Here is a 22,348-nt window from a genome sequence, read left to right as displayed (position 1 = left end):
GCAGCTCACTACCCTGCGTCGCCTGGATGTGCGCGTTCAGGAGGTTGTCCGTCCGGTCCGAACCGAGGACGCTGGAATCGCGGCGGAGGGTCTGCTCTCCCGCACGATGGCCGTGTCCCTGTTCCCGAACGGGCTCGGGCAGACCCAGCCGCGCCTCGTCTCCCTCGCGGGGGACACCCTTCCCCCGGGCACCGCGTCGCCGATCCGCTCCGGCGGCCGGGAGATCGCCTACCACCTGAGACAGGGCGCCGCTGCCGCAGCTGCCGGCCGTTCGGGCCTGCGTCGCCACGCAAGGCCCCTTGTGGGCGATGATCCGGGGCGATTTGTCGGAACGCCGCGACGGGGTACTCTCTCGCCAGGGAGATACGCCGATGACCGCCTCAACGACGGCCGCCAGGGCCGCGCCATCGATCTATGACCGGGACCTCGACCGGAACCCGGCGAATTACCAGCCGCTGACGCCCCTGAGCTACCTCGACCGGTCGGCGCGGGTCTTCCCGGATCACTGTGCGGTGATCCACGGCCCCCTGCGGCGCAGCTATGCCGAGCTCTACGCGCGCTGCCGCCGCCTCGGGACGGCCCTCGCGGCACGCGGCATCGGGCGCGGCGACACCGTCGCGGTCGTCCTCGCCAACACGCCCGAGATGATCGAGGTCCATTACGGGGTGCCGATGACCGGCGCCGTGCTGAACACCCTGAACACCCGCCTGGACGCCGCCGGTCTCGCCTTCTGCCTCGACCACGGCGAGGCCAAGGTGCTGATCACCGACCGGGAATTCTCGAAGGTCGTGGCCCCGGCGCTGGCCCAGGCCCGGGTCAAGCCCCTGGTGATCGACGTCGACGATCCGGAATTCACCGGCCCCGGCACGGCGGTCGGCAGCCTCGGCTACGAGGCCCTGCTGGCGGAGGGCGACCCGGCCTGGGACTGGGCGATGCCCGGCGACGAGTGGGACGCGATCTCGCTGAACTACACGTCGGGCACCACCGGCGACCCGAAGGGCGTGGTCTATCACCATCGCGGCGCCGCCCTGCTCTGCCTCGGGAACGTCATCACGGGCAACCTCGGGCAGCACCCGGTCTATCTCTGGACCCTGCCGATGTTCCACTGCAACGGCTGGTGCTTTCCCTGGACCCTCTCGGTGGTCGCCGGCACCCATGTCTGCCTGCGCCAGGTCCGGGCCGGCGCGCTCTATGCGGCATTGGCCGAGCATGGCGTTACGCATCTGTGCGGCGCGCCGATCGTGATGCAACTCCTCTTGAACGCGCCCGCGGCGGAGCGCCGCCCCCTGCCCCGGCGGGTCGCCTTCCTGACGGCGGCCGCGCCGCCGCCCCAGGCGGTTCTCGGCGCCATGGGGGCCGCCGGCTTCGACGTCACCCACCTGTACGGTCTCACCGAGACCTACGGCCCGGCCGTGGTGAATGCCTGGCATCGGGACTGGGACGCCCTCGACGACGAGGTCCGCGCCGCCAGGATGGCGCGCCAGGGCGTGCGCTATCCCGTGCTCGAGGGCTTCGACATCCGCGATCCCGAGACCTGCGAATCCCTGCCCGCTGACGGCGAGACGATGGGCGAGGCGATGTTCCGCGGCAACGTGGTGATGCGCGGCTACCTGAAGAATCCGAAGGCGACGCAGGCCGCCTTCGCGGGCGGCTGGTTCCGCTCCGGCGACCTCGGGGTCAAGCATCCGGACGGCTACATCCAGCTCAAGGATCGCTCGAAGGACATCATCATCTCGGGCGGCGAGAACATCTCCTCCATCGAGGTGGAGGACGCCCTGTTCCGCCACCCCGCCGTCTCCGCCGCCGCGGTCGTGGCCCGCCCCGACGCGAAGTGGGGTGAGACCCCGATGGCGTTCGTCGAGCTGAAGCCCGATGCCACCGTGGAGGCCGACGCCCTCATCGCCTGGTGCCGCGAGCGGCTGGCCGGCTACAAGCTCCCGCGCCACATCGTGTTCGGAGAGCTGCCGAAGACCTCGACCGGCAAGGTGCAGAAGTACCTGCTGCGGGAACGGGCGAAGGAGACGTGAGCGGGCGACGGCCCCGCCCGTCGCCGATCACGGTGGGGCCGCGAACCTGCGATGGACCAGAGCCGCTTCATCCGTCGTCAGGCTGTAGAGCGTCTCGATCGTCCGATCGAGGCCGGAGTGAACCTCTCGGAAGCGCTCGATCGCCTCCGCCCGGACCTTCACGCTGGGATTGGCATTAAGGCGCGCACCCAGCTGCATCAGGTGTCCGACCTGGGCGACGATCGCAGCGTGCGTCCGCGCCTCGCCGGCATCTCCGAGGTCGAGCAACTTGATCGGCAGGGCGGCGAGTTCGTTCGTTCCGACATTGTTGTTGGAGCTGGTCAGCTGGAATCGCCATTGCAGCAGCTGGCTGTTCAGGCAGGCGAGGATGTATTCCGGGGACAGATCGCAGGTCGGTGCGACGACGACCGCGTTGGTCGAATCGGCGAAGTACCAGCCCGGCTCCGAGAGGGTCGCGACGATCCGATGCCGCTCGTCGACGCCGGTGATCCTCTGGGTCGCGATGCGCCGGACGCCGACGGCATCCGGCGTGATGTGGGCCTGCTCGTAGCGCGCACGGTCGAACCATTCGACGCGCCCCTGGCTCAGGGTGCGATGGATCGCGTAGGCGGAGACCTCCACGCCCTTCAGGAGCCTGCTGTGTCGGGGATCGTCCGTGATGTAGGCGCGGTAGATCGTCTGGTTGATCTCGCCGCGGGCGATCCGAATCCCCGCGATTCCGTCGAGGCGCGCGACCGAGTTCGCCTGATGCAGCTTCTTGGCCAGCTCCCATGAGGCCTGATCGGTGATCGGGATCGGCAGGCCCAGGGGATCGATGGCCGCCAGTTCGCTCCGTCGCATCGTGACGTCCCGGGAGGGATCGTCGAACGACGCCCGGGGATAGACGTGGAGGCTGATGCGCGGGTTGTGCTTGCGCCGGGACGGCGGGCGCTTGCGGCCTCCGACGACCACCGTCGACAGCTTGGCATCGTAGAAGACGCGATGCTGGCGGATGTCCTTCTGGGGAAAGGCCCGCGCGTTCAGCTCGTCGACCTGATCCAGGACCGCGAGGCGCGTCGTCTTGCAGCTGAAGTCGGCGAGCAGCGCCATGGGCACGATCATGCCCAGGGAACCGTTGTGCCTGACGAGCTGCAGGCTCTGGATCAGGAAGAACCGGAACAGGTTCAGCTTGCCGCCCTTCGCGGCGTCCAGTCGGTCCGTCCGGGCGAGGTAGGCGCGGAAGACGTCGTGGGGCCAGGAGGCCGCGCCGCGCTCCTTCTCGATGACGTCGTAGGGCGGATTGCCGATGACCGCGTCGAACCAGCCGCGGGCACGGACCTCCGGAAACGACAGCTCCCAGGAGAACGGTTTCGCCTCGGTGATCCGCAGGCCGGCCGGCAGAAGCGCGTAGGCATCCTGTCCGACGAGGCTGTTTCCGACATGGATGTTGCCGGTCAGGTCCGGAAGAAACGTCTCGTTCGGGAACAGTACCCCCTGCCGCCCCAGGGTGGATTGGGTCTCGCCCTCGAGGATCTTGAGATAGATCGACATCTCCGAGACTTCGGTGGCCTGGCGATCGATATCGACGCCGAAGATACAATCCTTGGCGATGCGCTTCTTCAGCTCGCTGGTCAGCTTCAGGTCGCCATGGGCGTCGAGATAGACGGATTTGCCGTCCCGCTTGTCCACGTTGAGATGGTAATAGTGGATATGCGCCTGAAAGAGCTTTTCCAGTGCACGGATCAGGAAGGTTCCGGACCCGCAGGCCGGATCGAGGATCCGGATGCGACGCATCTGTTCCGGCGTCTTGCCGTCGAGGAGCGGCGCCAGGGCGCCGTCGACGATGTGGGCGACGATGTGCTCGGGCGTGTAGAAGACGCCGCCCTGCTTCCGGATCTCGGGCTTCGGGGTGACGTTCCCCTGTTCGTCGATGACCGACCCGAGGAAGCGCTCGTAGACCGACCCCAGGATCTCGATCGGCAGGGTGCTGAAGAGATAGGGCGACTCGTCACCGGCCAGATGATCGATGAAATCGGCGAGCCATCGGTCATCGACCACGCAGGACTCGACGAAGTGGGCCGGCGCTCCGGCCCGTCCATAGAGCCCGCCGTTGAAGGCCGCCCGCATGTTCGCCTGGTTGCCGACGATCACGGTCCACAGCTCGCCCTTCCGGCGTCCGTGCCGTTCCCAGAGCGACAACGCCTGCCGGAGCGTCTGGAAGGTATCGATGTCGCGGTCCTCGCAGACCCTCTGAAAGATGAGGCGATCGAGGATCACCTGGACGGCCTCGTTGATCGACTCCACGTCCCAGTGCAGGGCTGCGTTGTGCCGGATCAGGGACTTGGCCAGCCGGGCGCGCTCGCCTTCGAGGTATTGCAGGAAATCGGTATCGACGGCCCGGTTGCGGTCCGGCTTGATCAGCCAGAGTTGCCGGTCGGTCCGGGAGGTGACCTTGGGCAGGTTCTGGATGAAGGCTTCCAGGGAACCGGCCGCGACGGCTTGCCGTGACAGCAGGTCCCAGATCTTGGGCGCCGCATCCCGGTAATCCTGGTAGCAGAGGCGCCAGCCCGGCACGACGCTGAACGGCTTCTCCCGACTCGGCCTCCCCCCGACGACGAACAGGTTCAACTCGTCGAAATTCGTCGTCAGCCCGATCCAGAGACGCAGGTTGTAGACGTAGTTCTGCAGCTGGAACCGGTGGTTCTCCAGCTTCTCGGGAAACTTCTTCGCCTCGCAGACGAAGCGATCGAACCCGCCGATCCGGAAGACGTAATCCGCCTTGCCGTTGATGACGCCGTCGTAGGCCCTGTACTCGACCCGCACGTCGCGCATGAAGGGCGGGTCGTCCTTCGTGTTCCTGACGTCCCAGCCCAGCGCCTCGAAGAATGGATCGAGGTACTCGTTCCGCAGCGAGTACTCGTCCAGCCCCTTGCGATACTCCGGACGATACTTCGCGAAGCGCTGGCACAACCGGTCCAGGACGACGAGAAACTGATCGAACTCGCGGCCTCGCTGCAGGTCCATCCGAAACACTCCAACGCTTGCGCATCCATCTCGACCGCGTGTTCCGGCGTCATCCGATCGCCGGACCGGCACCGGGGCGAAGACGGACAGGCCCGGCCGCCTGCCGGGCTTCCCCGCACGGCGTTGCGGAGCACCACAGCGCGGGCGCCCGCGACTCGCGTCCGAACGGACCGGGCAGACCCGAAGAGGCCGATCTCCGACCGGGGCGGGATCGAGGTCGTCGCAGGGGCCACCTGGGGAAGGCTGCAGGGCGGGGGCGATCGAAAGCGGGGACGCTGAACATGATCAAACCTAACGTTGGTAATAAATATATTCTAGGTATTATTTTGCGATCCTGAGGCGCCGCCGAGGGCGCGAGAGGCGGGACGGAAAAACGAAAAAAGGCCGGGCTTTCGCCCGGCCTCCCGTCATCGGTGCTTGAGAAGGGTGTGCGTGCTTAGGCGACGCCGCCCGAGCGCTCGAAGCGCTTGCGCTCATTGGGGTCGAGGTAGGTCTTGCGCAGGCGGATCGACTTCGGCGTGACCTCCATCAGCTCGTCGTCCTGGATCCAGGCGAGCGAGCGCTCCAGGGTCATGCGGATCGGCGGCGTCAGGCGCACGGCCTCGTCCTTCGAGGTGGTGCGGATGTTGGTGAGCTTCTTACCCTTGAGCACGTTCACCTCGAGATCGTTCTCGCGGTTGTGCTCGCCGATGATCATGCCCTGGTAAACCTTGGCGCCGGGCTCGATCATCATCGGGCCGCGATCCTCAAGGTTCCACATGGCGTAGGCCACGGCCTCGCCCTTGTCGTTGGAGATCAGCACGCCGTTGCGGCGGCCGGGCATCTCGCCCTTGTAGGGCTCGTAGGCCTTGAACAGACGGTTCATGATCGCGGTGCCGCGCGTATCGGTCATGAGCTCACCCTGGTAGCCGATGAGGCCGCGGGTGGGCGCATGGAAGACGAGGCGCAGGCGGGAGCCTCCCGACGGCTTCATCTCGATCATCTCGGCCTTGCGCTCGGACATCTTCTGTACGACGACGCCGGAATACTCCTCGTCGACGTCGACCACGACCTCCTCGACCGGCTCGAGGACGTTGTCGTTCTCGTCCTTGGAGAGCACCACGCGGGGACGCGAGACGGCGATCTCGAAGCCCTCACGGCGCATGGTCTCGATCAGGATGGCGAGCTGGAGTTCGCCGCGGCCGGAGACGAAGAACGAATCCTTGTCGGCCGCCTCCTCGATCTTGAGCGTGACGTTGCCCTCGGCCTCCTTGAACAGGCGGTCGCGGATCATGCGGCTCGTGACCTTATCGCCCTCGGTGCCGGCCAGCGGCGAATCATTGACGATGAAGGACATGGTGACGGTGGGCGGATCGATCGGCTGGGCCTGGATCGGGGTCTCGACCTGCGGATCGCAGAAGGTGTCGGCCACGGTGCCCTTTACGAGGCCCGCGATGGAGACGATGTCGCCGGCCTCGCCCACATCGATGGGCGCGCGCTCCAGGCCGCGGAAGGCCAGGATCTTCGAGACGCGACCGGTCTCCACGAGCTTGCCCGTGCGGTCCATGACCTTGATGGCCTGGTTCGGCTTCACGGTGCCGGACGCGATGCGGCCGGTGATGATGCGGCCGAGGAACGGGTTGGCCTCCAGCAGGGTGCCGAGCATCCGGAACGGACCCTCCTCGACCTTGGCCTGGGGCACGTGTTCGAGCACGAGGTCGAACAGCGGGGCGAGGCCCTCGCTCTGGTCGCCGTCGGGCGCCGTCGCCATCCAGCCGGCGCGGCCGGACCCGTAGAGGATCGGGAAGTCGAGCTGCTCGTCGGTGGCGTCCAAGGCCGCGAAGAGGTCGAACACCTCGTTCACCACTTCGGTGATGCGGGCGTCCGGACGGTCGACCTTGTTGATCGCCACGATCGGCTTCAGGCCGATCTTGAGGGCCTTGCCGACCACGAACTTGGTCTGGGGCATCGGGCCCTCGGCCGCGTCGACGAGCACGATCACGCCGTCCACCATCGAGAGGATGCGCTCCACCTCGCCGCCGAAATCGGCGTGGCCGGGGGTGTCCACGACGTTGACGCGGGTGTCCTTCCAGACGACCGAGGTCGCCTTGGCCAGGATGGTGATGCCGCGCTCCTTCTCGAGATCGTTCGAGTCCATGGCGCGTTCCTCCACGCGCTGGTTCTCGCGGAACGATCCGGACTGCGACAGCAGCTTGTCGACGAGCGTCGTCTTGCCGTGGTCGACGTGGGCGATGATGGCGATGTTGCGAAGCTTCATAGGGTATCCGGAAGCGAGAAGAGCCCGTCACGCGACGGGCCGCAGGAATGCGGCCGGCTGCGCCGGGTCACGGGATCGAGCTATCGCGTCGCAATATAAGGTGTGAGGCTCCGGGGCAAGGGGCGACCGCCGTCGGACCAAGCATGCCCCACCCCCGTCAGGCGCGGGCGGCCTCCAGGCGCATGGCCCGACCCCGGTAGCGGCCAAGCGCGGTGACGCATACGAACGAGATCGCCGCGAGCGTGGTGCCGAAGGCGGCGATGGGCCACCAATGGCCCTGGAAGCGCTCGGCCAGGAGGGTGCCGATGATCGGGGTCAGGCCGCCCGCGATCGCGCCGCAGACCTGGTAAGCGACGGAGATCGCCGTGTAGCGCACCCGCGTGGGGAAGGCGCCGGCCACGTAGCCGGCGATGACCGCGTAGAAGGTGGCGCTGCCGAGCACGTTGAGGGCAAGGCCGAGCATCAGGGCGGGGACGGAGCCGAGATCGACCAGGAGGAACAGGGGATAGGGCGCCAGCATCGCCCAGATCAGGGTGCCCTGGAGGAACAGGCGCTCGTTGCGAATCGCCTCGGCGATCCGCGCGCCCACCGGCGTCATCACGAACTGGACGCAGGCCGCCACCAGCAGCGCGTCGAGGATCGTTGCCCGGGGCAGGCCGAGATACTGGGTCGTGTAGGTGATCATGAAGGTGTTGAAGAGGTAGACCGATCCGATCGCGAAGGTGTTGGCGCCCGCCGCCAGGGCGAGCGGCGTCAGGCTGGTGGCCAGAACCTCGCGGATCGGGGCCTGGGCCGGGGCGGCCGTCCGGCTCGCGGCGTCTTGATCCTTCTGGAAGTCGGGTGATTCGCCGACGCCGAGGCGGATGAACAAGCCGACAAAGAGCAGCACGACGCTGACGAGGAAGGGCAGGCGCCAGCCCCAGGCGAGGAAGCTCTCCCTGTCCATCAGGCCGGCGAGGCGGAAGGCCAGCAGCGACAGGATCTGCCCGGCCGGGCTGCCGAGCTGGGCGAAAGAGGCGAAGAAGGTCGAGCGTCCCTTTGGGGCATGCTCGGCGGCGAGCAGCACCGCCCCGCCCCACTCGCCGCCGACCGCGATGCCCTGCAGGATGCGCAGGACCACGAGGGCGAGGGGCGCCCAGATGCCGATGCTGGCATAGGTCGGCAGCAGACCGATGCCGGTGGTGGCCAGGCCCATCATCACCAGGGTGACCACCAGCGCCTTCTTGCGCCCGAGCCGGTCACCGACATGTCCGAAGACCAGCCCGCCGAGGGGCCGGGCGAAGAAGCCGACCGCGAAGGTGCCGAAGGCCGCCAGGGTCGCCACGAAGGGCGTCGCCTCGGCGAAGAACAGCGGCCCGAACACCAGGGCGGCGGCCGTGCCGTAGATGAAGAAGTCGTACCACTCGATCGTGGTGCCGACGAAGGCCGCGACGGCGGCCCGGGCCGGCTGGCGCGGCGCGGACTCTGGCATCGAAGGTTCGGACATGCGGTGGTCTCCCGGGCGATCGAGCGGGGCGGAGGGACGGTCCAGCAAGCCCCGGACCGCCCCGCACGCAATGGGGCACACGGTCGAGCCCGATGCCCCGCTCCAACCGATACGCGCCGGGCCCGGCCGCTACTTCGCCGCCACCGGCCGCACGGACCAGGTGGCCCAGTAGACGGGGCGGCCGAACACGCTGGACGCGTTCGCGCCGCCCGGCCCCGGCGCGAGCCGGTCGAGCCAGGTCAGGAAGCCGGCCTTGGCGCGGTAGTTCGTCGGGGTCGCGAGGTTGCCGTACCGGTCCGTCATCCAGAAATGCTGGCCGCGTCCGAAACGGCCCGACCCGTCGCCGCCCGAGCGCAGGCCGAGATAGGCGGTGGAGCGCATGATCGCCTGCGGCTCCGAGAACCAGGTCAGGCCCGCGAGCGAGCCCGGCGCGAGGTCGGCGGTGTACTGCACGCAGATGTCGGCCACGGGACCGTCCATGGTGTTGGCGGGGCGGTTGCAGCGATAGGCCGCCACCCAGCGGTCCATGTCCCGGGCCTTGGCCACCCGCACCAGGCTCTGGGCCGGCAGCGGCTCGGCGACGGTCCGGGCCGGCGACCAGACGCGGTCGGCGGTGAGATCCCGGCTGGTGCGCAGGTAGAGGCCCATTCGCCGGTTCGCCGCCGGCTCGTTGCAGTCCGAGGGCAGCACGTCGGTGTAGTAGTAGTGGTAGACTTGATCGACCACGCTGATCGCGCCGACCAGATCGGTGCGGTCGAAGCCCTGCCCGGCGCAGTTGCCGATGAGTGCCGCCCCGGTCTCGTCGAGGACGGCGCTGGGGCTCGGCGCCTCGGGCGTCCGCGACCGGCCGCGGCGGGATCGTGCTTCCGGACGGTCCCCGCCGAACGGCGTCCAGACCGTGCCCGCCTCCGTGCGGCCGCGGATGTCGAAGCTGGCGAAGTCCAGCGTGCGGGCCTGGAGCAGCGCGTGCCGGTTGCCGGCCTCGGTGGGCACCGCCGCGAGGAAGAACACGTAGCTGTAGGCATCCCCGCCCCAGGCGCGCCCCGCCACCGTCATCGGATGCCGGGCCGCGATGCCCTCGCCGGCCGGCTCGGGCGCCGGGGCCGGTGCGGGTTCGGCCCGGCGACGGCCGCGGCGGCGTCCGCGCTCCTGGGCACCGGCGCCCTCCTGGCTGCGGGCGACTTCGCGGGCCATTTCCCACAGGCGCCCCTGGGCCGGCGGCATCGTGGTGGCGAGTTGCTCCGGCATCGCCCCGGAGCGGACCGAGCCGCCGTCGAGGGGGTCGGTGGCACGGCGCGGCGCGCAGGCCCCGTCCGCCGCGCCGCGCCGGGATTTCTTGGCGATCAGGGGCGTCTCGGCCTGGTACACGGCCTGGAGCGGTCCGGTGCTGGGCGTCGTGCGGATCACCTGCACGCCGCTGGCGGATTCACAGGCCGGGGGCGCGAAGAACACCCCTTCGGCCTCGCTCCCCCGGCAGATCTCCAGGGTGCCGCCGCCGGTGACGTAGCAACTCGTATCGGTGGTCTGCGCGCCGGCAGGGCTTGCCGCGAACCCCAGGAGAAGCGGCAGAAACGCCGACGGGACGACCCGCGGGCGAGCCGGCTGACGGGGAGCGCCGGAGGGCGCAGCGAGGGGGAAGGTCCGCGGATGTGTCACGGTGGAGAGGGTTAGCGTAGCCCCGCGGTTCGACAAGGCTTCGCCGGGGCGCCATCCACACCGTCGGTCCTCACATTTCCGCGCAGGGTCGCCGGGTCAGCCAGCGTCCCGGGCCTCCGTCCCGCACCACTCGGCGATGAACAGGGCCATCGCGGTGGTAATCCGCTGCACGGAGGCGAGGCTGACGCGCTCGTCGAAGCCGTGGATGTTCTGGCTGATCGGGCCGTAGCAGAGCGCCGGCACCCGGTCGTAGAGGGCGTAGACCCGGGTATCGAGATAGCTCGGCGACATGAAGCTCTGCAGGTCCGCGCCGGTCGCGGTCCGGTGTGCCCGGCCGAGTGCCGCCTCGGCCTCCGATCCCTCCGCCAGGGCGTAGCCCTCGGCGAAGAAGCCGTCGAAGCTGACGCGGGGCGGCGTGTTCGACAGGAAGGCGTCGTCCCGGGCGAAATCGCCAATCGCCTGCTCTACCGCGCGGGCGGCCTCCGCCGCCGAAACGCCCGGATAGAGGGCGATGCGGCAGTCGATCCGGCACCAGGCCGGCACCGAGGAGGCCCAGTCGCCGCCCGCGATCCGGCCGACATTGAGGTTGATGGCGTCGGGCTGGTCGGCGAAGTGGGGATGGGCCGCCTTCTCGCCGTTCCAGCGCGCCTCGAGGGCCCGCAGGGCGCCGATCACCCGATAGGTGGCGTCGATGGCGTTGGCGCCGGCGCCCATCTCGCGGACATGGACCGGACGGCCGCGGACCTCGACGGTGAACCACAGCACCCCGACATTGGCGCGCACGAGTTTCTCGTCTTCGGGCTCGGGGACCAGCACGGCATCGGCGCGGTAGCCGCGCAGATGGGTCATCAGGGCGCCGTTGCCGGTGGATTCCTCCTCGACCACGGATTGCAGGGTGACGGTGGCCGCGGACTGAAGGCCGATCCGGGCCAGCGCGTCGAGAGCGAACAGGTTGGCGGCGTGGCCCGCCTTCATGTCGGCCGCGCCCCTGCCGTACATCCAGTCGCCGTCGATGACGGGCTCGAAGGGCGGATGGGTCCAGAGATCCGCGGGGCCGGGCGGTACCACGTCGACATGGGCCTGGAGGATCAGCGAGCGCCCGGTCTCGGCCCGCGGCCGATGGATGCCCACGACGAGGGGCGCCTGCGAATGCGCCTCCGACATCGCCGCCCCGCCCGGATGGGCGGCAAGGGCGGCCCCGTCCATGGTGAAGCGGTCGATGGCATAGCCGCGGGCGCGGAAGGCCCGGAAGACGAAATCCTGGATCGCGTGCTCCGCGCCCCGCGTCGACCCGAACCGCACCAGGGCCTGGGTGTGGGCGACCTGCTCGGGAAATCCTGCCGCGACGGCCTCGGCGATGCGGGCGGCAAGGGCGGGATCGAGGGGCATCGGCGCTCCGGCGCTGGCGAGGGGTGCGGCCAGGATAGCGGTGCCGGCCGGTTCAGGCGAGCAGCGCCGCCGCCAGCGCCACGGGCAGGGCAAGCAGCGCCGCCGGGCGGATCCAGGCCGGGCGGTAGGACACCAGCCCGACCACCAGGAGCGCCGCGCCGGTGAGCGAGCCGATCCACTGCACAGGGCCGAAATTCCAGTCCGAGGTGACCACGGCGGCCGCGAAGGAGGCCGCGATGGCGGCCCAGCCGGCGAGCCGCAGCGCCCCGGCGCGGGTCCGCGTCTGGCTGCGCCCGGCGATGGCCCGGTGGTGGCGGTCCATGGCGAGGCAGAGGGCCGCCAGCCCGGCGAAGCTGAGGGCGAGGTTGAGGGCGATGGAGAGCGGCGTCATGCTTCGGCGAAACCTTCGGGCACCCGGGCCGGACCGGGGCGTGCAGCCTGCCGGTGCGCCTCGTAGTCGGAAACCTTGCGCGCCCCGAGGGCCAGGGCGAGGCCCAGCCCCAGCATGGCGGCGTCGAAGGCCAGGAAATCCAGGCCGCGATCCGTGGTCAGCGCCCCGACCACCGGCACGGCGCCGAACAGGAAGCCGGCGGCGAGGCCCAGCTCGGTCCAGGCCCTGCGGTGCGGGCGAAGCAGGGACACGAAGGCAGCCAGCGCCCAGGCGCCGAAGAAGACGCTTCCCTCCCAGGTCGCCCGGTGGGCGAGGTCGACGGGCAGCAGCCGGTTGCCGAGGAGAAACGCCGCCATGCCGATGGGCAGGCCGAGGATCGTCCCGAGGTTGAGGCCGCGCACCAGGCGCAGGCCGAAGCCCGGCGCCTCGCCCGCCTTCGGCGCCCGGGCGACGGTCCAGAGGACGAGGCCCGTGGCGATGGTGGCCGAGCCGAGCAGCCCACAGAGGAAGAACAGTGCCCGCAGGGCCGTGCTGGCGAAATGCGCCTCGTGCAGGCCCATGAAGCTGGTGAAGACCTGGGCGGCCGCCTTCAAGGGCTCGACCCGCTCGACGACGGTCCCGGAGGCGGCGTCGAAGGCGATCTGCGGATGCTGGTGGGCGAGGCCGTGGGGCTCCTCGAAGACGGCGACCACGGTGGCGTTGGCATCGCCCGGATTGTTGACGATGACCATCTCGAGGGGTTCCGACACCTCGCCCTGGGCCCGGGCCAGCAGCGGCGCCAGCGGCACGGCCTCGCCGGGTCGGCCAGCGGCCGGGCGCCAGGTCGTGGTCTGGGCCGCCTCGACGTAGAAGCGCAGGTCGTCGCCCTTGTAGGCCGCCGTCACGCCCCAGGGCATGTACATCACGCCGAGGGTCACGATCCCCGTATAGGTGATCATCAGGTGGAACGGCAGGGCTAGGACGCCGGTGACGTTGTGGGCGTCGAGCCAGCCGCGCTGGGCCGACTTGTCCCGCCGGAAGGTGAAGAAATCGGCGAAGATGCGCCGATGCGTGACGATGCCGGAGATCAGGGCGATGAGAAGAATCATCGCCGCGGCGCCGACGATCCAGCGGCCGAGGACCGGCATCATCTGGAGCTCGTAATGGAAGCGATAGAAGAAGTCGCCGCCCTGGGTGTCGCGTGCCTTGGTGGGCGCGCCGGTCTCGACGTCGAGCATGGCCTGCCCGAGGGGAGCCTCCAGGCTGTCCATCCAGTAGACGGCGATCATCGGCCGGTCCGGCTGCGGCACGGAGACGTACCAGGCCATGGCCTTCGGCGCATGGGCCTTCAGGTAGGCGACGCCGCGCTCGGCGGCCGGAACCGGATCGGAGGGACCGGCGTGCAGCTCCGGGCGCATCCAGAGCGAGAGGTCTGCGCGGTAATAGGTGGCGGTGCCGGTGACGAACACGGCGAACATCACCCACCCGGTGACGAGCCCGGCCCAGGTGTGGAGCCAGGCCATCGACTGGCGAAATCCCTGTCTCATGCGGGCGGTCCCATCGCGACGCCGTCGAGGGCCAGCCAGAGGCCGAGGCCCACCAGCGCGATCGGAAGCCCGAGGCCCAGAGCTGCGCGCAGCAGGGTCCGGGCGGCGAAGACCCAGATCACGGCGCCGGCCAGGATGGCGAAGCTGATCAGGGTCGCGGTGGCCACCGCCTCGGAGCGCACCATCGGCAGGGTCAGCGACAGGAACGCCGTCGCGAGCCCGGCCAGGGCGTATCCGCCGAAGGCCGCCAGCCCCACGCGTGCCGCCACCGCGGAGCGGTAGCGCCAGCCACGTCGCAAGCGGGCCCTGTCGAGGGGACCGGAAATCTCCGTCACGGGCAAACCCTTCGAGACTTACACGGGCGAGACCGGTGCGGAGACAGGCCCCGCAACGGCAGGCAAGATCGGCAATCCCGGCCGGGACAAAGCGCCGGCCGAGTCCCCAACGCGTGAGGATCACCCCCGCTATAGCGATCCTGGTCTTGGGCTCGCAAACCCTATGTTATGGAATCATTCCAATTCGACTTTGGGATGCTGCGTCGCGCCTGCGGCAACGTTGCGGTTCGCGCGCCGGTGTGACGGCGCGCAGGACGGTGGCGGCGCGCGGAATTCGTGTTGACGGGCCGCAGGTCGCGCCCTGTGCAACCGGACCGCGGGTTAGGATAAGGTGACGGCCAGCGTCCGCTTCCCGCCCACACCGCCCGAGAACAAGACACCCGATCGTGACCGCAAGCTCCCCCCGTCCCCCGATCCGCTTCCGCGGCCGCTCGTTCATGGCCCTGGTCCTCGCTCCGGTGCTGCCCGTCTCGGACTGGCTCGACGAGCTCGACGCGCTGGCCCGGCGCTCGCCGGCCTTCTTCGTGGGTCGCCCCGTCATCCTCGACGTGGCCGGGCTCGGGCTCGAGCGGGAGGCCCTCGTCGCCCTGGTGGCCGACCTCGCCGCCCGCGACGTGGCCGTGATGGGCATCGAGGGGGCCGATCCGGGCCAGCTCGGGGCCGGCCTGCCCCCGCCCCCGGCGGGCGGGCGCCCGGTCGATGCGGTCCCGACCCCGGAAGCGACAGCGGATACCGCGCCGGACGCGCCGGTCGTGCCGTCCGCGCCAGCTCCGTTCCGCTCGCTGATCCTCGATGCGCCCGTGCGCTCCGGGCAGACGATCCTGCACCTGGAGGGCGACATCACCGTGATGGGCTCTGTGGCCTCCGGGGCCGAGGTGATCGCGGGCGGCTCGCTCCACGTCTACGGCGCCCTGCGCGGCCGGGCGATCGCGGGGGCGGCCGGCAACCCGGAGGCGCGCATCACCTGCCGCCGGTTCGAGCCGGAACTCATCGCCATCGACGGGCTCTACCGCACCGCCGACGACCTCGGCCCGGTCCAGCGCGGGTTGCCCGCCCAGGTCCGTCTCGAGGGCGACGCCATCAAGGTGGCCGGCCTGGACTAGGCCCTACCGGCCCGTCCAGGCCGGGGGACGCTTGGCGAGGAACGCCTCCATGCCCTCGCGAAAATCCGAGCTGGTGTAGCAGAGGCGGATCAGGTCGTCGCCGGGACGCTCGTCGCCCGCATCGTCCGCGTCCTGAAGGCGGCGCAGGCCCTCCTTGGTCGCCCGCAGGGTGAGCGGCGCGTGACCGGCCACCAGGGTCGCGAGCTCCGTGGCGCGGGCCGCCAGGGCCTCGGCATCGGCCACGACCTCCCCGACGAGCCCGATGGCCAGGGCCTCCTCGGCCCCGACGAGGCGGGCGGTGAAGATCATGTCCTTGACCCGCGCCGGCCCGATCAGGGCGGAGAGCCGCCGCAGGTTGCCCAGCGAGAGGCAGTTGCCCAGGGTCCGGGCGATGGGAAAGCCCAGGCGGGCGTCGCGGGTGGCCAGCCGCAGGTCGCAGGCCGCCGCGATGGCAGCGCCTCCGCCCGTGCAGGCGCCGGCGATCGCCGCGATGGTGGGCACGGACAGGCGCTCCAGCGCGCCCATCACCCGGTCCATGAAGCGCTCGTAGTCGATCGCGTCCTGCGCGCTCGTGAAGCTCCGGAACTGGGCGATGTCGGTGCCGGCCGCGAAGGCCTTCTCGCCCGCACCCGTGATGACCAGGGCCTTGACGCTCCCGTCCGCCTCGAGGCGCGCACAGGCGTCGATCAGGCCCTGGTACATCCCGAAGGTGAGCGCGTTGCGCGCCTGCGGCCGGTTGAGGGTGAGACGCGCGATGCCGCCCTCGACCGTGAAGAGGAGTTCGTCGATCTGGGTCATGCGGGGTCCCTGGGCGCCGGGCGCGGATGCGTGCCCCTTCCTCTCGCCCATCGGGGCCGGGCGGAGCAAGCGGCCGGCCCCCTTCCCGCCTCAGAACACGGACGGCACGAACATTCCGGGCGGCACCGGGTGGCGGGTGTAGTCGTCGTGGCGCTCGCGGTCCGGCAGGTGCACGGGCGGATGCGCGACGTCGCCGTAGGGGATCTGCGTCAGGAGGTGGCTGATGCAGTTGAGGCGGGCGCGCTTCTTGTCGACCGCCTCGACCACCCACCAGGGCGCCTCGGGGATGTGCGTCCGGGCCAGCATGTCCTCCTTCGCCTTGGTGTAGTCCTCCCAGCGGCGGCGGGACTGCACGTCCATCGGCGAGAGCTTCCACTGCTTCAGCGGATCGTGGATGCGCATCTGGAAGCGGAAGGCCTGCTCCTCGTCGGTGATCGAGAACCAGTACTTGAGCACGATGATCCCGGAGCGGGTCAGCATGCGCTCGAATTCGGGCACGGAGCGGAAGAATTCCTCCACCTCGTCGGGCGAGCAGAACCCCATCACGCGCTCGACGCCGGCGCGGTTGTACCAGGAGCGGTCGAACAGCACGATCTCGCCGCCGGCCGGCAGGTGGGTGACGTAACGCTGAAAGTACCACTGGGTGCGCTCGCGCTCGTTCGGGGCGGGCAGCGCCGTGACGCGGCAGACGCGCGGGTTGAGCCGTTGGGTGATGCGCTTGATCACGCCGCCCTTGCCGGCGGAGTCGCGGCCCTCGAAGATCACCACGACGCGCAGCTTGTGGGCCTGGACCCAGTCCTGCAGGCGCACCAGTTCGTGCTGCAGACGGAACAGCTCGCGGAAATAGACCTTGCGGTCGAGGCCGGGCGGACGGGCGGGCTGCCCGAGTCCGTCGGCCAGGCGCTCGAGGCGCTCGTCCTCCATCTCGAGCTCGAGTTCCTCATCGAAATCGTCGGCGACCTCCCGGCGGATCGCCTCGATCTGCGCTGCCCGCTGTCCGCCGTCCATGTGGAAGCCCCGTCCCCGCCGAATTGCCGGCCGCGCTTAGACCACGGCATCATGACAGGCTTGATACGACGTGAGGGGCCGGCGACGGTCCGAGGGAACGGGGACCGCACATCGCGGGTTGAACGACAAGCTGCGCCATTTCGCGGGCCGCGAGCCCGGCTCGCCCGGCGCCCCACACATCTAGAGGGTCCACCCATGAGCCTGATCGGACGCATCGTCACCAAGCTCCTCGGCAACGAGGATCGTCCCGTGGTCCGCGACGACCGCAACTACGATTCCGGCACGCCGCTCGGCCGCCTGGTGACCAAGATCCTGCGGAAGTAAGAGCGCTCTCCGGGCGGCCGAGGCCGCCCGGTTTCCAAAGCCCTGGGCGGCTGAGTCCGCCCGGCTCCGGGCTGTGCTCGCGGCTCAGGCCGCCCGGCGCTTGGCCTTCTTCTCGCGTCCCTGGCCCGGCGCACGCTGGCCGGCCCGGGTCCGGTCGAGCACGAATTTCGCGTAATCGTCCATGTCGCCCGCAAAGGGCTTGATCGTGTTGTCGGCCGCCAGCCACAGTCGATCCGCCACCAGCTCCATCAGCGAGCGGTCGTGGGTGATGAGGATGACCGCCCCGCCGTAATCGTTCAGCGCGTCGAGGAGCGCCCTCCGGCTGTCGATGTCGAGATGGTTGGTCGGTTCGTCGAGGATGAGCAGGTGCGGCGCCTGCATCGCCAGGAGGTTGAGCAGCAGGCGCGCCCGCTCGCCGCCCGAGAGCGCGTCCACCGTCGTCTCCTGCTTGTCGAAGGCAAGGCCGAAGCTTGCGAGCTTGGCGCGCCGGGCCGACTCGCTGTCGTCGGGGCGCTCGCGCCGGATGATCGCGAGCGGCGTGTCCTTCGGGTCGAGGGCCTCGATCTGGTGCTGGTGGAACCAGCCGACCTGCACGCGCCCTTCCCGCACCATGCGCCCGTCCCGCACCGCGAGGGCGCCCGCCGCCATCTTGGCGAAGGTCGACTTGCCCGCGCCGTTGACCCCCAGCAATCCGATGCGGTCGTCGACGTCGAGGGTCAGGTTGAGGTCGCGCAGCACCGGCGCGTCGTCGCCATACGCGATGGTGGCGTCGGTGAGGTGCATCAGGGGCGGAGCCAGCGGCCGCTTCGGCGAGGGCAGGTGGAACGGTGCCACGTGCTCCTCGATGGTGGTGGCGATCGGCTCCAGCTTGGCGAGGCGCTTGACGCGGGACTGCGCCTGGGCGGCCTTCGAGGCCTTCGCCTTGAAACGATCGATGAAGCTCTGCAGGTGCGCGCGCTCCGCCTCCTGCTTCTGCTTGGTCGAGGCCTGGAGGCGGGCCTTCTCGGCCCGGCGCTTCTCGAAGTCGTCGTAGCCGCCGGTGTAGAGTTCGAGCTTGCCGCCGGCCACGTGCAGGATCGCGTCCACCGAGTTGTTCAGGAGCTCGCGGTCGTGGCTGATGATCAGGGCCGAGTGCGGGTAGCGCTTCAGGCGCGCCTCCAGCCAGAGGGCGCCCTCGAGATCGAGGTAGTTGGTGGGCTCGTCGAGGAGCAGCATGTCCGGCTCGGCGAAGAGCGCGGCGGCCAGGGCCACGCGCATGCGCCAGCCGCCGGAGAATTCCGCCATCGGCCGGGTGAGGTCCTCCACGGAGAAGCCGAGGCCGGCGAGGATCTCGCCGGCGCGCGCCGGGGCCCGGTCGGCGTCGATCTCGATGAGGCGGGCATAGATCTCGCCCAGGCGCTCGGGCGCGGCGGTCTCGAGCTCGGCGTTCAGGGCCTCCCGCTCCACGTCGGCGGCCAGGATCGTATCGATCAGGCTGACGGGGGTCGCGGGGTGTTCCTGATCGACGGAGGCGACGCGGGCGGTCTTCGGCAGCAGGATGGCGCCGCCGTCCGGCTGCAGTTCACCCAGGATGATCTTGAAGAGCGTCGACTTGCCGACGCCGTTGCGGCCGACGAGCCCGACCTTGGCGCCGGGCGGCACCGCGACGCTGGCGCGATCGAAGAAGCGCCGGCCCCAGGCGCTGAAGGTGAGGTCGTCGATCTGAATCATGCGGGGGCTCGTCGGGGGCGGGGGCACCGGACGGACCCGGACGCGGGCCGGACCCTATCGCACCGCACCATCCGGCGCGAGGGGTGCGGCACGCAACCGGCCCCCTCGCCCCACGCGCCTCGGGGCGTGCCCGGGCGGGAAACGACCCGGGCGCCGGCCTATTGCGCGGCCACCACCGAGGCCTTCACCAGCGGCGCCACGGGCACGCTCTTGCGCCAGAACGTGCCGGTGCGGCCGGTCTCGTAGCCGGTCTCGTACAGGCTGCGCATGTAGCCGGTGTCGAAGCCGCGGGCCGTGGAGGTGTTGGGCGCGGATTCGTCGATGTAGGCGAGGTTGAAGCCGATGCCGTTGTTGCGGGTGAAGGCATAGGTCGAGGCCAGGGTGGCGCGGCTGCGGGCTCGGCTCGCCGTGGTGAACGCGCGCTCGACGATGGAGAGCGTGTTGTTCTGGGCGAGGTCGAATTCCGGCTCCAGGCGCCCGTTGATGATGACGTAGATGTCCGACTTGGCGCCCGCCTTGAACCGGCCGTCGCGCAGCAGGAACGATTGCGGGAGGGTGAAGACCGGCGTCACCACGGAGCCGTCGACATGCATCTCCTGGAAGGTGCGCTGCGCCGCCTGGACGTCGATGAGCTGCGGCGGGAACACCGCCGGGATGCTGGCCGATGCGGTGAGCACGTCGGTGAAGAGGTCGAGGGCGGCGGGGCCGCCGCTGGTGGCGATGGCGCCCATGTTCCAGATCACGGCGCGCTGGGCATCGAGGTTCGTCGTCACCACGAGGAGGCGACGGCCCTTGGCATGCTGGGCGGCGACCGCCGCCAGGAGGTCCGGCGTCACGTAGCGCCGCACGAGGTCCCGCAGGCGCCCGTCCCCGAACAGGCCCGAGCCGAACAGCACGTTGGCGAAGCTCGGCGACTGGACCAGAGTCGAGGCGACGCCACTGGTGTAGATGTCCTTCAGGATGGCGTCGTATTCCGGCCCGACGAAGGCGAAGGGCGCGATCAGGGCACCGGTGGAGACGCCGGAGACCAGGGAGAATTCCGGGCGCTTGCCGGACTCGGTCCAGCCGTTCAGCAGGCCGGCGCCGTAGGCCCCGTCGCCGCCACCGCCGGACAGGGCGAGGTAGGCGAACGGCACCCTGCTGTTCTGGGGGCGCGCCGACATCTCGGTGAAGGTCTTCTCCGAGGCATCCGCGTAGGCGCGGACGTTCGGATCGAGCCCTGGCAGGACCGCGTCGGCCGCCTCGCTCGCCGTGTAGGGCGTGCGCGGCGTGCTGCCACAGGCCGCGACCTGGCCCGCAACGAGCAGGGCCAGGAGCCCCCGGGTCCAACGGCGACGACGCAGGTTCGACATGTCCACAGCCAAGTCCACAGCCTCAATCCCGGAGCCCGACCCCGGCACGACCCTAGCACGGAAAATGAGCTTGGCCGTTGCCGCGTTCCGGCTACGCTTCGCGACGCTGGACCGGTGTGGCATTCGGGCAGCAGCCGCGCGATCCCACGGGATCGTGTGGAAGCATGTCGACGGCCGGAGCCTCCGCGGCCCGGCCCGACATCAAATGAACTTCCTGCGCACACGTCCGTTGGAGCACCATACGGTGACGGTTGACCGTTGCGGTCACGACCCGACGTCCAGTTCCCCTCGCGAAACCTGCTTTCGCCGACCGGTCGCGCTCACGCGGAGCGGCCGTGCCGCCCGCATGTGCCGTCGATGGTCCTGACGATGACGGCGTGAGCAGGACAGCCCCAGGGATCAGTGGCGCGAGGAGGCAGAGGCGATGGAACGAGACGACGCGTGGCACCTGACGGGTGATCTGATGATCGAGCACGGCAAGGGCGATCCGTTCGCCGCCGCCATCCGGGCCACCCGCATGCCCATGATCGTCACGGACCCGCGCCGCGACGACAATCCGATCGTCTTCGTCAACGATGCCTTCCTGCGCCTCACCGGCTACGAGCGCGGCGAGATCATGGGGCGCAACTGCCGCTTCCTGCAGGGCCCCGACACCGACCCGAACGCGATCCAGCAGCTCCGCGAGGCCGTGGGTGCCCGGCGCGACATTTCCGTCGACATCCTGAACTATCGCAAGGACGGCACCTCGTTCTGGAACGCCCTCTACATGAGTCCGGTCATCACCAAGGGTGGTGACCTGCACTACTTCTTCGCCTCGCAGCTCGACGTCACCGACCGGGTCGACGCGCAGATGCGGACGCAGAACGAGAAGGAGCACTTCGAGCGCGAGGTCGCCAAGCGGACGCGCGAGCTGTCGGACGCCCTGGCGGCCAAGACCATGCTCGTGCACGAGGTCGACCACCGGGTGAAGAACAATCTCCAGATGGTGGCCTCGCTCCTCACGATGCAGACCCGGAGCATCTCGGACCCCACGGCGCGCGAGGCGATGAAGTCGATGCTGACCCGGGTCGAGGCCCTGGGAACGGTGCACAAGCGCCTCTACCAGTCCCACGACGTCGAGCGCTTCGACGTGGCCGAGTTCGCCCGCGAGCTCGCCACGGACCTCGTGCGCGGCTCCGGCCGATCCGAGATCAGCCTGCACCTCGACCTGGAGCCCGTGGAGGTCCCGGTGGAGAAGGCGCCGCCCGTGGCGCTGATGATGAACGAGCTCATCACCAACGCGCTGAAGCACGCCTTCCCCAGCAACCGGCCGGGACGCCTCTCGATCCGGGTCCAGCCCGATGGACGCTACTTCGGCATCCGGATCATCGACGACGGCATCGGCATGCCCCAGGAGGTCGTCGGCACGCGCTCCTTCGGCAAGCGCCTGATCGAGAGCTTGGCGCGCCAGCTGAATGCCAGTATCGCCTGGCAACCGGGCGATCCCGGAACGTCGATCGACATTCGCCTCCCGCGCGAATCCCCGGGCGCCAAGGACAGCACGTGAGCGAACCCCTCCGGGTACTGATCGCGGAAGACGAGGCGCTCATTCTGATGCAGCTGGAATTCCTCGTGGAGGATGCCGGCCACGTCGTCCTCGGCAGCGCGGCGACCGCCGCGGAGGCGATCGGGATCGCCCGCGAGGTGCGGCCGGATCTCGTTTTCGTCGACCTCCAGCTGCGCGGCGGCTCGTCCGGCATCGACATCGTCCGGGCGTTGCGGGACGATGCCGCCATGATCCTGGTCTTCGTCACCGCCAATGCCCAGCACCTGCCCGAGGGATTCGAAGGGGCTGCCGGCGTGATCGCCAAGCCCTTCACTGAGGCGGTTATCTTCGACACCCTGGCGTATTTCAGCGAGTGCGTGCACGCGCCGCCGCCGCGCTCCCCCCTGCCCCTCGGCCTACGCCTCGCGCCCGCCTATCGCGACGCCCTCGGCGTCTAG

Annotated in this window: 17 protein-coding genes; 5 read left to right on the top strand and 12 right to left on the bottom strand. The window is 69.8% G+C overall.

What is annotated here, in order from left to right:
• The first annotated feature begins 371 nt into the window (after window positions 1-371).
• Window positions 372-2,027, top strand: a complete 1,656-nt coding sequence (locus ASG63_RS03370) for an acyl-CoA synthetase (protein WP_056212078.1) — start codon at window positions 372-374, stop codon at window positions 2,025-2,027.
• A 27-nt stretch (window positions 2,028-2,054) separates the two neighbouring features.
• Here ASG63_RS03370 and ASG63_RS03365 read toward each other — a convergent pair whose 3' ends face one another.
• From ASG63_RS03365 to ASG63_RS03330, 8 genes are all read right to left on the bottom strand, one after another.
• Complete coding sequence (locus ASG63_RS03365; protein ID WP_056212076.1) at window positions 2,055-5,030, bottom strand: Eco57I restriction-modification methylase domain-containing protein; 2,976 nt, start codon at window positions 5,028-5,030, stop codon at window positions 2,055-2,057.
• 436 nt (window positions 5,031-5,466) lie between these two features.
• A complete protein-coding gene (gene typA / locus ASG63_RS03360; RefSeq protein ID WP_056212074.1) occupies window positions 5,467-7,287 on the bottom strand; it encodes a translational GTPase TypA in 1,821 nt (606 codons plus the stop codon).
• Between the two features lie 157 nt (window positions 7,288-7,444).
• Window positions 7,445-8,773, bottom strand: a complete 1,329-nt coding sequence (locus ASG63_RS03355; RefSeq protein WP_200957521.1) for an MFS transporter — start codon at window positions 8,771-8,773, stop codon at window positions 7,445-7,447.
• Window positions 8,774-8,902: 129 nt separating this feature from the next.
• Window positions 8,903-10,429 (bottom strand): hypothetical protein, encoded by a 1,527-nt coding sequence (locus ASG63_RS03350; protein WP_244479797.1) that lies wholly within the window; start codon window positions 10,427-10,429, stop codon window positions 8,903-8,905.
• Between the two features lie 96 nt (window positions 10,430-10,525).
• Window positions 10,526-11,818 (bottom strand): ArgE/DapE family deacylase, encoded by a 1,293-nt coding sequence (locus ASG63_RS03345; protein WP_056212072.1) that lies wholly within the window; start codon window positions 11,816-11,818, stop codon window positions 10,526-10,528.
• Window positions 11,819-11,870: 52 nt separating this feature from the next.
• Entirely contained in the window at window positions 11,871-12,209 is a 339-nt protein-coding gene (locus tag ASG63_RS03340; protein ID WP_056212070.1) for a DUF3325 domain-containing protein, read from the bottom strand.
• Window positions 12,206-13,735 carry a PepSY-associated TM helix domain-containing protein gene (locus tag ASG63_RS03335; protein WP_056212068.1) on the bottom strand — a complete coding sequence of 510 codons (1,530 nt, stop codon included), beginning with the start codon at window positions 13,733-13,735 and terminating at the stop codon, window positions 12,206-12,208. Before ASG63_RS03335 ends, ASG63_RS03340 begins: the two co-directional genes overlap by 4 nt.
• Window positions 13,732-14,070 (bottom strand): iron transporter, encoded by a 339-nt coding sequence (locus ASG63_RS03330; protein ID WP_407067309.1) that lies wholly within the window; start codon window positions 14,068-14,070, stop codon window positions 13,732-13,734. The genes ASG63_RS03335 and ASG63_RS03330 overlap by 4 nt, the downstream gene beginning before the upstream one ends.
• A 437-nt stretch (window positions 14,071-14,507) precedes the next feature.
• Here ASG63_RS03330 and minC point away from each other — a divergent pair, with 437 nt between their 5' ends.
• A complete protein-coding gene (minC, locus tag ASG63_RS03325) occupies window positions 14,508-15,173 on the top strand; it encodes a septum site-determining protein MinC (protein WP_056212065.1) in 666 nt (221 codons plus the stop codon).
• Between the two features lie 3 nt (window positions 15,174-15,176).
• On the opposite strand, the gene ASG63_RS03320 is transcribed toward minC, so the two are convergent.
• Window positions 15,177-15,971, bottom strand: a complete 795-nt coding sequence (locus tag ASG63_RS03320; protein WP_056212064.1) for an enoyl-CoA hydratase/isomerase family protein — start codon at window positions 15,969-15,971, stop codon at window positions 15,177-15,179.
• Between the two features lie 90 nt (window positions 15,972-16,061).
• The gene (ppk2, locus tag ASG63_RS03315; RefSeq protein WP_056212061.1) at window positions 16,062-16,979 is read right to left on the bottom strand and encodes a polyphosphate kinase 2; all 918 of its coding nucleotides are present in this window, start codon (window positions 16,977-16,979) and stop codon (window positions 16,062-16,064) included.
• Between the two features lie 195 nt (window positions 16,980-17,174).
• Between ppk2 and ASG63_RS03310 the strand changes: the two genes are divergently transcribed.
• The gene (locus ASG63_RS03310) at window positions 17,175-17,303 is read left to right on the top strand and encodes a hypothetical protein (protein WP_055945825.1); all 129 of its coding nucleotides are present in this window, start codon (window positions 17,175-17,177) and stop codon (window positions 17,301-17,303) included.
• Window positions 17,304-17,387: 84 nt separating this feature from the next.
• Here the strand turns inward: ASG63_RS03310 and ASG63_RS03305 are convergent, their stop codons facing one another.
• Together ASG63_RS03305 and ASG63_RS03300 are read right to left on the bottom strand one after the other, a co-directional pair.
• Complete coding sequence (locus ASG63_RS03305; protein WP_056212060.1) at window positions 17,388-19,013, bottom strand: ABC-F family ATP-binding cassette domain-containing protein; 1,626 nt, start codon at window positions 19,011-19,013, stop codon at window positions 17,388-17,390.
• A gap of 158 nt (window positions 19,014-19,171) precedes the next feature.
• Complete coding sequence (locus tag ASG63_RS03300) at window positions 19,172-20,365, bottom strand: patatin-like phospholipase family protein (RefSeq protein WP_056212057.1); 1,194 nt, start codon at window positions 20,363-20,365, stop codon at window positions 19,172-19,174.
• Window positions 20,366-20,789: 424 nt separating this feature from the next.
• On the opposite strand from ASG63_RS03300, the gene ASG63_RS26770 reads away from it, so the two are divergent.
• On the top strand, window positions 20,790-21,911 hold the full coding sequence (locus ASG63_RS26770; protein ID WP_056212055.1) for a histidine kinase dimerization/phosphoacceptor domain -containing protein: 1,122 nt from the start codon (window positions 20,790-20,792) through the stop codon (window positions 21,909-21,911).
• Window positions 21,908-22,348 carry a response regulator gene (locus ASG63_RS03290; protein WP_056212054.1) on the top strand — a complete coding sequence of 147 codons (441 nt, stop codon included), beginning with the start codon at window positions 21,908-21,910 and terminating at the stop codon, window positions 22,346-22,348. Before ASG63_RS26770 ends, ASG63_RS03290 begins: the two co-directional genes overlap by 4 nt.

Source organism: Methylobacterium sp. Leaf94 (genome assembly GCF_001426045.1).
GTDB lineage: Bacteria > Pseudomonadota > Alphaproteobacteria > Rhizobiales > Beijerinckiaceae > Methylobacterium.
This window is presented reverse-complemented; position numbering and strand designations above follow the sequence as displayed.